General features: G+C 67.6%; 11 protein-coding genes. 6 read left to right on the top strand and 5 right to left on the bottom strand.

All coding sequences use genetic code 11. The features are described from left to right. Positions 1-33: 33 nt before the first annotated feature. The 3 genes from ACMGRF_RS04460 to ACMGRF_RS04450 are packed head-to-tail and all read right to left on the bottom strand — an operon-like array spanning position 34 to position 2,203. Positions 34-423 (bottom strand): MAPEG family protein, encoded by a 390-nt coding sequence (locus tag ACMGRF_RS04460; RefSeq protein ID WP_049441386.1) that lies wholly within the window; start codon positions 421-423, stop codon positions 34-36. 11 nt (positions 424-434) lie between these two features. Beyond that, the gene (locus ACMGRF_RS04455; protein ID WP_099486723.1) at positions 435-980 is read right to left on the bottom strand and encodes a DUF4019 domain-containing protein; all 546 of its coding nucleotides are present in this window, start codon (positions 978-980) and stop codon (positions 435-437) included. Positions 981-1,039: 59 nt separating this feature from the next. Beyond that, the gene (locus ACMGRF_RS04450) at positions 1,040-2,203 is read right to left on the bottom strand and encodes a hypothetical protein (protein ID WP_100477787.1); all 1,164 of its coding nucleotides are present in this window, start codon (positions 2,201-2,203) and stop codon (positions 1,040-1,042) included. 483 nt (positions 2,204-2,686) lie between these two features. Here ACMGRF_RS04450 and ACMGRF_RS04445 point away from each other — a divergent pair, with 483 nt between their 5' ends. The 3 genes from ACMGRF_RS04445 (at position 2,687) to ACMGRF_RS04435 (ending at position 6,328) form a co-directional block, all read left to right on the top strand. Next, complete coding sequence (locus tag ACMGRF_RS04445) at positions 2,687-4,165, top strand: DNA-3-methyladenine glycosylase 2 (protein WP_049416048.1); 1,479 nt, start codon at positions 2,687-2,689, stop codon at positions 4,163-4,165. Continuing rightward, entirely contained in the window at positions 4,162-4,653 is a 492-nt protein-coding gene (locus ACMGRF_RS04440) for a methylated-DNA--[protein]-cysteine S-methyltransferase (RefSeq protein ID WP_414485674.1), read from the top strand. Before ACMGRF_RS04445 ends, ACMGRF_RS04440 begins: the two co-directional genes overlap by 4 nt. Positions 4,654-5,077: 424 nt before the next feature. Then, complete coding sequence (locus ACMGRF_RS04435; RefSeq protein ID WP_414485673.1) at positions 5,078-6,328, top strand: ectonucleotide pyrophosphatase/phosphodiesterase; 1,251 nt, start codon at positions 5,078-5,080, stop codon at positions 6,326-6,328. 128 nt (positions 6,329-6,456) lie between these two features. On the opposite strand, the gene ACMGRF_RS04430 is transcribed toward ACMGRF_RS04435, so the two are convergent. Further along, the gene (locus tag ACMGRF_RS04430) at positions 6,457-6,636 is read right to left on the bottom strand and encodes a 30S ribosomal protein THX (protein WP_004150462.1); all 180 of its coding nucleotides are present in this window, start codon (positions 6,634-6,636) and stop codon (positions 6,457-6,459) included. Positions 6,637-6,746: 110 nt separating this feature from the next. Beyond that, positions 6,747-7,160 carry a MerC domain-containing protein gene (locus tag ACMGRF_RS04425; RefSeq protein WP_099486733.1) on the bottom strand — a complete coding sequence of 138 codons (414 nt, stop codon included), beginning with the start codon at positions 7,158-7,160 and terminating at the stop codon, positions 6,747-6,749. A 136-nt stretch (positions 7,161-7,296) separates the two neighbouring features. Here ACMGRF_RS04425 and ACMGRF_RS04420 point away from each other — a divergent pair, with 136 nt between their 5' ends. From ACMGRF_RS04420 to ACMGRF_RS04410, 3 genes are all read left to right on the top strand, one after another. Continuing rightward, positions 7,297-9,504 (top strand): TonB-dependent receptor, encoded by a 2,208-nt coding sequence (locus ACMGRF_RS04420; protein ID WP_049413558.1) that lies wholly within the window; start codon positions 7,297-7,299, stop codon positions 9,502-9,504. Positions 9,505-9,758: 254 nt separating this feature from the next. Continuing rightward, the gene (locus ACMGRF_RS04415) at positions 9,759-10,325 is read left to right on the top strand and encodes a TetR/AcrR family transcriptional regulator (RefSeq protein ID WP_019659167.1); all 567 of its coding nucleotides are present in this window, start codon (positions 9,759-9,761) and stop codon (positions 10,323-10,325) included. Beyond that, a complete protein-coding gene (locus ACMGRF_RS04410) occupies positions 10,325-11,998 on the top strand; it encodes an MFS transporter (protein ID WP_049413555.1) in 1,674 nt (557 codons plus the stop codon). Before ACMGRF_RS04415 ends, ACMGRF_RS04410 begins: the two co-directional genes overlap by 1 nt. Positions 11,999-12,008 lie beyond the last annotated feature (10 nt).

Raw genomic sequence — 12,008 nt, 5'->3', positions numbered from 1 at the left:
CGCATGACTGGCCTTGATCTGGATCAGGCCCGGCTACAGCAGTGCGAACACCAGCGCCAGGATCGACAGCAGCGATACGAGCCAGACCAGGCTGCGCACGTAGGGCACGCCTGCGGCATACAGCGGCAGGTAGACCACACGCGCCCAGAAGTAGGCCTGCGCAGCCAGCGCCGTGGTGTCGTTGCTGCGCCCGGCCACGACCACTGCGATCGCGGCGGCGGCAAAGAACGGGAAGGTTTCCAGGAAGTTGGCCTGCGCACGCTGCAGGCGACCGGCCAGCGCGCTGAGCGGCTTTGCATCGCCATCCCGTGCCGAGGCATTCCACTTCATCCCGCGCTCGCGGGTGACCACGGTGGAGGTGGCGAAGATGTAGACGAAGCCCAGCACGATCGACCAGGCCAGCATTGTCAGCTCAGTTGCCATCGTTCATCTCCTCAGGGTGCCGACGCGCGCAGGCTGTAACCGGCCAGGCGCCAGACCTGGTCTTCGTCGAAGCGGAACGAGACCAGCTCGCGCACCGGCTGCGCGCTGTTGGCGAAACGGGTCGGGAAGCTGACGTTGATGTACAGCCCTTCCGGCACTGCGGCGCCGGAGCTGTACTTGACCCGGGTGATGGTCGGCTGGCCACGCCCGGCCAGCGCACCCAGGCGCGTACGCTCGGCGGCCAACTGGCTGACGAAGGTGGCCTTCGGCACCGCACGGCGCGCGACCGCCGAAGCGCCATCCCACAATTCGCCGGCGCGGTTGGCATCGACCAGCTGCGCCGCCTTCAACGCAGCCGCGCCCATTTCCGCGTCCTGTTTCTGCACCTGGGCCTGCTGTGCAGCAGTCAACGCCGGGGTACCGGCAGTGGCGGGCTTCGCGGCCGCCGGCGATGCCGGGGCCGGGCGTGCCGGGGCCGGTGCAGGCGTGGCCGGCGCAGGGGCCTGCGCCAATGCAGTCAGGGGCAGCATGGACAGCAGCAGGAGCACGCGCTTCATGGACACCGCCGGTTCTCGAGGAAAGGACCGCAGTCTACGCCAGCGCGGTGAGCGGTTCGTCAGCGCGCGGGGGCGTTGCCTTCCACCGCCGCCGCATCGGCCTGCGCGGCCGGGGTGCCGGTCTCTGCCGGCGCCTGTTCGGCCACCGGCGGCGGCTCCGGCGGCGCTGGTGGCAGCGTCGCCACATCGATCTCCGACAGCGGGCTTTCGTCGGGGCAGACCGCGTCCGGGAAGCCGAAGCGCTGCTTCAACGCCTGGCCACAGCTGTTGATCGACTCCATGTCGGCGCCTTCGCGCTTGCACTGCTGGTCGAAGGCGACCAGGAAGGCGTCCTTGCGCTGCACGAAATCGTCGCCGCAGGCACGCATCTGCTTGATCCGTTCCAGATCGTCCTGCACCGCATTGGTGCCATCCAGGCCGTACTGGCGAAGTTCGTCCGGGGTCAGCAGGCGCAGGCTGCGGTTGGGCACGGTCATCATCAGATCGGCCACACCGACCGCCACGCCGTTGCGTTGCAGGTAGTCCTTCACGTTGTCGTAGACCTCGTGCAGCTCGCGGTTGAGCTCGGCGCGCGAGGTGGCCTTGGAACTGATGCGCATCATGCGATGGATGCCGACCTTGCCCGACAGCAGGCGGTTGTCGCCGGCGGCCAGCACGAACACGCAGGCGCTGTGGCAGATCGAGCCTTCGCGCACCCAGATGGTCCAGCCCGATTCACCGATGCTGTCACCGGCCACGATCGCCGACTCCACCTGCCCGCCGCTGGAATCCAGGTCAAGGATGCGCTTGTGGATCTTCTGCTGGTCGGCCACCACCGCCAACCGCCACATCATTTCGGCGAAACCCGGATTGATCTTGCCTGCGTAACGCACGCGCATCAGCCCACGCTCGGCACACGGCGCCAGGGCCTGGGTGATCTGCTCGCGCTGCAGCCCTTCCAGTTCGACACCGTCGCCGGCATCACCCGCATATTCCGTGCTGCAACTGACCCAGGCACGTCCGTTCTCCAGCTGCGCCTGCGGCCACGGCCGGTCCTCCCGGCTGCGCGGCGGCGCCGGCGGCGGCGGTGCGTCAGCCGCATTGATCGACACCATGTTCTCGCCATCGCTGGACGGCGCCCGCGACGCCTTGTCGGCGGCAGTCACGTTGCCCGGATTTTCCAGCTGGCTGCAGCCCGCCAGGGCCAGGCACAACAGGGGCAACCAGCGGAGTTTGGCGGACATCGGGCAACCGGATTTCAAGAGAACAAGGGCCACAGTCTACCCGTCCAGCGCGCGCATTCAGCGCGTGGCACTGAACCCCTTCTGACCCTTGGGAAAGCGTGTCGACCAAGGTCGACACCTACCAACAGACGCGTGAACCTGTCGGGGGTGGGCGGTGTGGGCTGGCAGGACCGTTGGCGCCATGGATGGCGCCATCGAGCCCCCAGGGGTGAGGGCGCTTTGCTTGCGAAGCACTGCTTCGCAAGCGCCCGAACGCACAGCCGCCAGCGGCTGGGCCGGTCTGGGGGTTTACGGCGTGTCCTGCCACCGGACCCACCACGCCATCCCACAGGAATCCCGCTTCTGCTGTTGCTGTTGCTGTTGCTGTTGCCGGCCAGCGGCCGGCACTACTGCGGGTGCCGGGCGCAGCCCGGCGCGACCCCCTTCGGCATCCATGTCCGAATGTGGCGAGTATCGCTGCTCGCGCGGGCCTAGACTGGCGCCATGGACTCCCCCCTCGCCCTCGACACCGCCGCCTGCGACCGCGCCCGCCTGGCCCGCGACGCACGTTTCGACGGCGTGTTCTTCACTGCCGTGCGCAGCACCGGCATCTATTGCCGCCCGGTGTGCCCGGCACCGCCGCCGAAGCCGCGCAACATCACCTACTTCCCGACTGCCGCGGCCGCCGCGGCGGCCGGTTACCGTCCCTGCCTGCGCTGCCGCCCGGAATTGGCACCGCAGGCGCAGCAGGCACTGGCCGGACAGACCGTGCAGCGCGCACTGGCGCTGATCCAGGGAGGCTTCCTGCAGGAGCAGCCGGTGGCCGATCTTGCAACGAAGCTCGGCCTCAGCGCGCGCCAACTGCAGCGCCTGTTCGTCGAACATCTCGGCGCGACGCCCGGGCAGATCCACGCAACCCATCGCCTGTTGCTGGCCAAACAGTTGCTGACCGAAACCACGCTGGCGGTGACCGACGTCGCGCTGGCTGCCGGCTACAACAGCCTGCGCCGCTTCAATACCGCGTTCCTGCAGGGCTGTGGGATGGCGCCGACCGCCCTGCGCCGCCAGCATCAACCGTTGGCTGCAGATGATGGCGGCCTGGTGCTGCGCCTGGGCTACCGTCCGCCACTGGACTTCCCACGCATGCTGGCGTTCCTGCGCAAACGCAGCCTGCCCGGCATCGAACTGATCGGCGAAGACAGCTACCAGCGCGTACTGGGCACGCCGGAGCGCCCCACCCTGCTGCGCGTCACCGCCGATTCGAAGCGGCCGGAACTGCGCCTGCAATTGGGCGCGGTGGATCCGCGCCTGATCCCCGACATCGTGCGCCGCGTGCGTCGGGTGTTTGATCTGGATGCCGACCTGCAGCAGGTCCATGCCGCGCTGGGCGAAGAACCGCTGCTCGCGCGTGGCATCGCCGAACGCCCCGGACTGCGCGTACCCGGCGGCTGGGATGGTTTCGAGGTGGGCGTACGCGCGGTGCTCGGGCAGCAGGTCAGCGTGGCCGCGGCCACCACCTTCGCGCGGCGCCTGGTCGATGCCTACGGCGCACACCTGCCGGGCATGCCATCGGAATTCGATCGCCAGTTCCCCGCGCCCGAGGTACTGGCCGAGGCGCCGCTGGAATCGATCGGCCTGCCGCGCAGCCGCGCCGCTACCGTGCGCGCACTGGCTGCCGCCTGCGCCAGCGGCCAGCTCGACTTCGGGCCCGGCCAGGCCTTGGAGGAATTCGTTGCGCGCTGCGTGGCACTGCCCGGCATCGGCCCCTGGACCGCGCAGTACATCGCCCTGCGCGGGCTCGGCCAGCCCGATGCCTTCCCCGCCGGCGACCTGGTGCTGCAACAGGTGCTCGGCCACGCCCAGGGCCAGCGCCTGAGCGAACGTGCGACCGAAGCGCGCTCGCAACCGTGGCGCCCCTGGCGCGCCTACGCCGTGCTGCACCTGTGGCACCTGTCCGGCACGTTCGTTGGAGAACCGACATGACCCTGTTGTTCGATCGTTTCGACAGCCCGATCGGCGTATTGACCATCGCCGGTGATGAGCGTGGCCTGTCACATGTGCTTTTCCCCGAGAACCGCCATCCGGCACGCGGGCGCGATGACTGGCACTACGCACCGGATGCGCTGCCGGAAGCGCGCGAACAACTGCTGCAGTTCCTGCACGGCGAGCGCAGCAGCTTCGACCTTGTGCTGGCACCACGAGGCACGCCTTTCCAGCTGCGCGTGTGGCAAGCGCTGGCGCAGATTCCGTTCGGCCAGACCTGGAGCTACCTGCAGCTGGCGCAGCACCTGGGACAGCCCAGCGCGACCCGCGCGGTGGGCGCGGCCAATGGCCGCAATCCGTTGCCGATCATCCTGCCCTGCCACCGCGTGATCGGCAGCAACGGCGCGCTGACCGGCTTCGGTGGCGGCCTGGAAACTAAGGCCGCGCTGCTGCGGCTGGAACAACGCCAGGCCCCGCTGTTCGCCTGAGAGGGCCGGCCGGGCTGCGCCCGGCACCCGCAGAGGCAACCGCAACGGCCGAAGCAACAGCAGCATTCCGAAGCATGGCGTGGTGGGTCCGGCTGCGGGGGACGCCGTCAACCCGTCCTTGGGGGCTTGGCCGCGGCATCCATGCCGCGGACACCCCCGCAACCGGACCCACCCCGCCTTCGACAGATTCCTGAGATCTGTCGGGACGGCGCACTGCGCAACTGTTGGTAGGTGTCGACCTCGGTCGACACGGTAGACCCACGCCATGGTGGATGGAAGCATCAGGAATTATGTCTGGAGAAAGCCCCCTTCCTGTTGAATGGGGCGCGCCGACTGGCGCGGGGATGAGGAAAAATGCGCGGACACGGCGCGCAATAGTGCGCCGTGTCTTGGGCGCGTCATTACCTCGCACTATCATGCGCGGATGACTTCCGTACGCCTGACCTGCGCGCTGGCGCTGCTGCTGCCATTGGCCGCCTGCACCACCGCGCCCGCCCCTTCCGCCTCCGCTCCCGGTTCCGCCGCTGCGGCTTCGCCTCCGAAGCTGCTGCTGATCTCCATCGACGGCCTGCGCGCCGATGCGCTGGACCGTGGGCTCACTCCGAACCTGCAGCGACTGATCGACGGCGGCGTGCGTGCACGCTGGATGACGCCGTCCTATCCGTCACTGACCTTCCCCAACCACTACACCCTCGTCACCGGCCTGCGTCCGGACCACCACGGCATCGTCAACAACAGCATGGACGATGCAACCCTGGGCCGTTTCGAACTGAGCAACCGCGACGCGGTCACCACCAGCGGCTGGTGGGGTGGCGAACCGATCTGGGTCAGTGCCGAGAACGCTGGCGTACGTTCGGCCACCACGGCGTGGCCGGGCAGTGAGTCTGAAATCCGCGGCGTGCGCCCCAGCAAGTGGCGCGTGTACGACGGCAAGGAACCGCTGGAGCAGCGGGCCAGCATCGTGCTCGACTGGCTGGCGCAGACCGATGCTGATGCACCGCGCCTCACCACGCTGTACATGGAACACGTGGACAAGGCCGGCCACCACTACGGCCCCGGGTCGAAGCAGTACGCCGACGCCATCGTGCGCGCCGACCAGATCGTCGGCCAGGTGCTCGACGGGCTGCAGCAGCGCGATCTGGCCAAGACCACCAACGTGATCGTCGTGTCCGACCACGGCATGGCCAGCGTCGCCGACGGCAACGTGATCGCCACCGAGTCGATGGCCGACCCGGCCATTGCACGCAATATCAGCCAAGGCCAGTCGGTGGGTTTTGCGCCGGTCGCCGGCCGCGAAGCGGAAGCCGAACGCGCCCTGCTCGGACGCCACGCGCACTACGAATGCTGGAAGAAGGAGAACCTGCCGGCACGCTGGCACTACGGCACGCATCCGCGGGTTCCGGCCATCGTCTGTGTCATGGATGAAGGCTGGGATGCCCTGCACCAGGAGAAGATCGCCAAGCGTGCAAAGCAGGATCGAGGTTCGCATGGCTACGACAACGCACTGCCTTCCATGCGCGCAGTGTTCGTGGCCGGCGGCCCGTCGTTCCGCCAGGGCCTGGTGATCGATGGCTTCGACAACGTCGACGTCTACCCGCTGCTGGCGCACCTGCTGCAGGTGCCGGCCGCGCCCAACGACGGCAATCCGGAAACGCTGAAGAAGACACTGCGCTGATCCGATTGTAGAGCCGAGCCCACGCTCGGCTGCATTGCGCCGAGCATGGGCTCGGCTCTCCAAGAACGTGCATAAAAAAAACGCGGCGCCAGGCGCCGCGTTTTCTTTGGACCGGTCGGTCGGCCGGATCAGGCCTTGGCGACGGCCTTCTTCGCCACAGCCTTCTTCGCCGGAGCCTTGGCCACGGTCTTCTTGGCAACCGGGGCGGCGGCGCCTACGGCGACCTTGCTCGCGGTATGCGAACGGGCGTTGCCGTAGCTGGCGTTGTAGCGCTTGCCCTTGGCGGTCTTGCGGTCACCCTTACCCATGTCTTCAACTCCTCAAGTGTGAAATCTGGTTACCCCGTACTGACACGGGTTCGGCGGGGCCGCCTTGCTGGGCGCCCCCGCGCACGATCGAAAATCCTATCACGGAGCGCCTAGTGCGCGCAGCTGGCGTCGTGTACGTGGCCGTGGTTCAGGCGCAGGTTGACCAGATGGGCAACGCCCACCAGCAGGCCACCGACGGTCATCACCACCGCATGCGGCACGGCATTGTGATGCAGCGGCTCGTACAGCACGCCGGCCCACAGCGCGACCAGGCCGGGGATCAGGAAGCCCAGCGCACGCAGCGCGCCATGGCGGCGGTAACCCCAGACCAGGCTGAACAGCCCAAGCAGGGTCACGAACAGCACCAGCGCCTGTTCAACGCCGTCGCTCAGCCAGAACGACAGGCCCAGCGAGGGCGCTGCCGCCAGCAGCACCGGGATGACTGCGCAATGCACCGCGCACAGCATCGAACCGGTGGCACCAAAACGGTCGAGCAGGTGGCGCAGGCGTGAGGACAAGGACATGACTTCCAGCAGGGTCGGCGAATCGTTATGGAATAATATAACATCCCTTCCCGACCCGCACGCTTTCCCCTTCCCCCGTCCCATCGACGGGATTCGTGCGCCCAGCGATTGATACAGTGTAACAAAGGACCCATCCATGCCCGCCCACACCGCACGGCTCAAGCCGCATTCCCTGGCTCTGGCCCTCGCCGCCCTGCTGCCGTCCGTCGCCTTTGCAGCCGGTCAGGACACCGCCCATCGTGACCGCCACCTGACCGAGCTGTCCTCGGTGCAGGTCACCGCGTCGCCGCTGCAGGGCGATGCCGAATCCCTTGCGCGCCCGGTGGAGGTGCTGGCCGGTGAGCGCCTGGACGAGCAGAAGGCCGGCACCCTCGGCGATACCGTGGCCAAACTGCCCGGCGTGCAGAGCACCTTCTTCGGCCCCGGCGTCGGCCGCCCGATCATCCGCGGCCAGGAAGGCCCGCGCGTGGCCGTGCTGTCCAACGGCATGGGCAACATGGATGCCTCTACCGTCAGTGCCGACCATGCCACCAGCATCGAGCCGTTCCTGGCCGACCAGATCGAAGTGCTGAAGGGCCCGGCCACGCTGTTGTTCGGCAGCGGCGCCATCGGTGGAGCGGTCAATGTGGTGGATGGCCGCATCGCGCGCGAACTGCCGGAGCGCCCGCTCAGCGGCCGCGCCGAGCTGCGCGGCAACTCGGTGAACAATGAGCGCAGCGGCATGTTCCGCCTCGATGGCGTCAGCGGCAACGTCGTGCTGCACGTGGATGGCCTGGTGCGCAATGGCGACGACTATCGCATTCCCGGCTACGCGGTGATCGACAGCTTGGAAGACCACCACGACGACCATGACCACGACCACGCGGGCGAGGAAGGCGAAGAGCCGCGTCGCGGCCGCCTCGACAACAGTTCCATCCGCACCCGCGCCGGCGGCGTCGGCGCCACCTGGCTGGGCGAAGGCGGCTACTTTGGCGTGTCGGCCAGCACCTACCGCACCAACTACGGCATCCCCAATGGCGCGCACGTGCACGCCGATGGTGACGATCATGGCCACGACCACGGTCACGACCATGGGGATGAAGAGGAAGGCGGCGACGAGCACGACGTGCGCATCGACATGGTGCAGAACCGCTTCGAGACCAAGGCCGGCATCTACAACCCGGCCTCGTTCCTGAAGAACATCAACGCACGCGTGGCCTACACCGACTACGAGCACGTGGAGCTGGAGGCCGGCACGCCCTCCACCCGCTTCACCAACCGTGGCATCGAAGCGCGCCTGGAAGCGGTGCAGCAGCAGATCGGTGGCTGGGACGGTGCCTTCGGCCTGCAGTTCGGCAACAGTGATTTCGGCGCCAAGGGTGAAGAGGCGTTCGTACCGGATACGGGTACGAAGAACATCGGCCTGTTCGTACTGCAGGAAAAGCAGTTCGGCCCGTTCAAGCTGGAACTGGGCGGCCGCCACGACCAGGTCAAGCTGGACCCGACCGGTGATTACCGTCGCCGCACGTTCGGCGCCACCAACCTGTCGGCTGCCGGCATCTGGAAGCTCAACGACGCGGTCGACCTGCGCATCGGCGTGGACAGCTCCGAGCGTGCACCGACCAACGAGGAGCTGTATGCCGCCGGCGCGCACATCGCCACCCGCTCGCTGGAAATTGGCGACGCCAACCTGAAGACCGAGCGCGGCCAGCGCGTGGAGCTGGGCATCCACACCCACAGCGAGCGCCTGGACTTCTCCGCGTCCGTCTACCAGACCAAGTTCAAGGATTTCATCTACCTGGCCGACACCGGCGTTACCGAGGGCCTGCCAGTTCGTGCGTGGACCCAGCAGGACGCGGTGTTCCGCGGTGCCGAGGCCGAAGCGCTGGTGCACCTGTTCGAGGGCGGCGCCGGTGACTGGGACCTGCGCCTGTTCGGTGACTACGTGAAAGCCAAGCTGGATGGCAGCGGCAGCCGCAACCTCGACATCGCCGTGCCGCACGGCGACCACAACCACAATTACAGCGTGGAACTGGCCAACACCGGCTACCTGCCGCGCATCGCCCCGGCCCGCGTCGGCGCCGACCTGCGCTGGTCGAAGGACGGCTGGCGCGCCTCGGTCGGTGCGGTGCGCTACAGCCGCCAGAAGGACGTGGCGCAGAACGAGGAGCCGAGCGATGGCTACACCCTGGTCGACGCCCACCTGGCCTACCGTTGGGACCGCAACGCCAGCAACAGCTACGAGGTGTTCCTGGATGGCAGCAACCTGACCAACCGCGAAGTGCGCCCGCATACCTCGCTGCTGCGCGACTACTCGCCGCTGCCGGGCCGTGGCGTCGCATTCGGCATCCGCGCGTTCTTCTGATCGATGTAGGGGGCGGATCCCTTTCCGCGGGAAAGGGCTCTGCCCCGACTCGCCCTTCAACGCATGGCGGGACCGCACCACGAATACCATTCTCTCTCCCGGGGGGCCGTCTGGCCCCCCGTTCCTTTATGTGTGAACGAGGTCGCGGCGCCCTCGCTCACACACCCGTCACAAAGATGTGCGTACCACAACAAGCGGACAATCCCGTCACCCAATGTCTCGCCAATCGGACACTTTTGTCCGAAAATAATTCCATGACTGCCCAACGTGCCGATGCTGCTGCCCGCCGTGCCCTCATCCTCGACGCCGCCGATCATGTCTTCGGCCAACATGGCGTCACCGCCCCGCTGGACCTGGTGGTCGAACGTGCCCAGGTGGGCCGCGCCACCCTGTACCGCAACTTCCCCGACCGCACCGCACTGATCCAGGCGCTGCTGCAGCGCACGGTCGACCGCATCCGGCGCCAGGTCGAACAGCTAGGCGACCGCGACGACGCCCTGTTCGAGGTGTTCGAGGGCATGGCCCAGCGCATCATCGATTCGCCGGCACTGGCCGACTACTGGCGTGCGGTTGATTCGGACGTGCCGTCCATGCGCGCCGCGCGCGAGACCGTGCGCGACCTGCTGGAGGAACCGATCGCGCGCGCCAAGGCGGCCGGGCTGTGCCGTGCCGATCTGGAGAAGACGGATATTTCACTGATCTCGGGCATGCTGGGTGCGGCCCTGCGCGGCAAGACCCGCGACGAGCGCGCCCAATTGGCCGGCCGCGCCCTGCAGCTGCTGCGTGGGGGTCTCCAGGGAGCTGCCAGCGAGGCCCGTTGATGGTCCAGCCGTATCTGAAGCCGGTTCCGGATTGGGAGGAGCATGAGAAGCCGACCATGCCCGGTTCGGCGTCGATGCCCTGGCACCCGCCATACCGGCGCGCGGCCTATGCGCTGGTATCGCTGCTGGTGGCGATCACCGGCGGCCTCGGCAATGCGCTGGTTACCGCCAACCTGCCGTTCCTGCAGGGCCAGCTGGCGCTGACCCCGACCCAGGGCAGCTGGCTGGTAGCGGCCTATGCCATGGTCAACGTCACCGCCAACCTGCTGGCCTTCAAGTTCCGCCAGCAGTACGGCATCCGCCTGTTCGCCGAAATCGGGCTGGGGCTGTATGCGGCGCTGGCGGTGCTGCACCTGTTCGTCGGCAGCTTCGAGACCACGATGCTGACCCGAGCCGCCAGCGGCTTCGCCGGCGCGGCCTGTTCGACCTTGGGCACGCTGTACATGCTGCAGGCCCTGCCCCGCCGCTTTACCGGTAACCTGCTGGTGGTCGGCGTCGGCCTTTCGCAGCTGGCGGTGCCGATCGCCTGGATCGTTTCACCAGGTCTGGTCGATACCGGCCAGTGGCACCAGCTGTATTCATTCGAGGCCGGCCTGGCGTTGTGCGCCTTCGCCGCGGTGGTGGTGCTGAAACTGCCGCCCGGCATCCAGGTGAAGGCCTTCGAGCCGCTGGATTTCCTTACCTTCGCGTTGTTGGCGCCGGCGGTTGCGCTGCTGGTGATCGTACTGGCGCAGGGCTACACCCGTTGGTGGCTCAACACGCCGTGGCTGGGCTGGGCGCTGATCGCCTCGATCGTGCTGTCCACCACCGCTTTCATCATCGAACACTACCGGCGCAATCCGCTGCTGCAGATCCGCTGGCTGTCGACGCTGCCGGTATTGCATTTCATCGTCGGCGCCTTCCTGATCCGCTTCCTGACCACCGAGCAGTCCTACGGTGTGGTCAACCTGATGCGCACGCTGGGCATGGGGCCGGACCAGATGCGCCCGCTGTTCGTAGTGATCCTGGCCGGAGTGATCGTGGGCATCGCCGGAGCCTCGCTGACCTTCGGCCCGAAGCGGCTGATCGCCCAGCTGCTGATGGCGATCCTGCTGCTGGGCGCTGCCGCGTTCTTCGACCAGCACCGCACCAGCCTGGATCGGCCGCACGACTTCTACGCCAGCCAGTTCCTGGCCTCGGTCGGTGCCGGCATGTTCATGGGGCCCCTGATCATGCTTGGCATCTCTGCTGCGCTGAAACAGGGCGTGGACCACATGATCACCTTCCTGGTGACGCTGTCGATCACGCAGACCCTGGGCGGCCTGGCCGGCTCGGCGGTGCTGGGCACCTTCCAGCTGCATCGCGAGCAACTGTATTCCAGCGCGCTGACCAGCCAGCTCGATCCGGCCGATCCGGTGGTGGCGCAACGCTTGCGCCTCCAGCAGCAGCTGTACGCTGCGCAGATCACCGACCCGGTGCTGCGCAGCGCGCAGGGCAGCGCGCAGCTGGCGCAGACCACGCGCCGCGAAGCCAATGTGCGCGGCTTCAATGATGTGTTCACCCTTAGCGGTTGGCTGGCGATCGGTTTCCTGTGCTGGTTGCTGCTGCTGTCGCTGCGCACCGCCGTGCTCAAGCAATGGCGCAAGCGCCACCCCACTTCACCCGTTGTGGCCACCCCGGCCGCGCATCGCTGAGTCCTCCACC

Source organism: Stenotrophomonas sp. EMP41, assembly GCF_047495535.1.
GTDB lineage: Bacteria > Pseudomonadota > Gammaproteobacteria > Xanthomonadales > Xanthomonadaceae > Stenotrophomonas > Stenotrophomonas sepilia.
Note: the sequence above shows the minus strand (reverse complement) of the source record. Positions and strands in the feature narration are given on the sequence as shown.

Excerpts from the sequence above, each read along its gene's own strand:
- ACMGRF_RS04460 (WP_049441386.1), bottom strand. The coding sequence starts at position 423 with ATGGCAACTGAGCTGACAATGCTGGCCTGGTCGATCGTGCTGGGCTTC.
- ACMGRF_RS04455 (WP_099486723.1), bottom strand. The coding sequence starts at position 980 with ATGAAGCGCGTGCTCCTGCTGCTGTCCATGCTGCCCCTGACTGCATTG.
- ACMGRF_RS04450 (WP_100477787.1), bottom strand. The coding sequence starts at position 2,203 with ATGTCCGCCAAACTCCGCTGGTTGCCCCTGTTGTGCCTGGCCCTGGCG.
- ACMGRF_RS04445 (WP_049416048.1), top strand. The coding sequence starts at position 2,687 with ATGGACTCCCCCCTCGCCCTCGACACCGCCGCCTGCGACCGCGCCCGC.
- ACMGRF_RS04440 (WP_414485674.1), top strand. The coding sequence starts at position 4,162 with ATGACCCTGTTGTTCGATCGTTTCGACAGCCCGATCGGCGTATTGACC.
- ACMGRF_RS04435 (WP_414485673.1), top strand. The coding sequence starts at position 5,078 with ATGACTTCCGTACGCCTGACCTGCGCGCTGGCGCTGCTGCTGCCATTG.
- ACMGRF_RS04430 (WP_004150462.1), bottom strand. The coding sequence starts at position 6,636 with ATGGGTAAGGGTGACCGCAAGACCGCCAAGGGCAAGCGCTACAACGCC.
- ACMGRF_RS04425 (WP_099486733.1), bottom strand. The coding sequence starts at position 7,160 with ATGTCCTTGTCCTCACGCCTGCGCCACCTGCTCGACCGTTTTGGTGCC.
- ACMGRF_RS04420 (WP_049413558.1), top strand. The coding sequence starts at position 7,297 with ATGCCCGCCCACACCGCACGGCTCAAGCCGCATTCCCTGGCTCTGGCC.
- ACMGRF_RS04415 (WP_019659167.1), top strand. The coding sequence starts at position 9,759 with ATGACTGCCCAACGTGCCGATGCTGCTGCCCGCCGTGCCCTCATCCTC.
- ACMGRF_RS04410 (WP_049413555.1), top strand. The coding sequence starts at position 10,325 with ATGGTCCAGCCGTATCTGAAGCCGGTTCCGGATTGGGAGGAGCATGAG.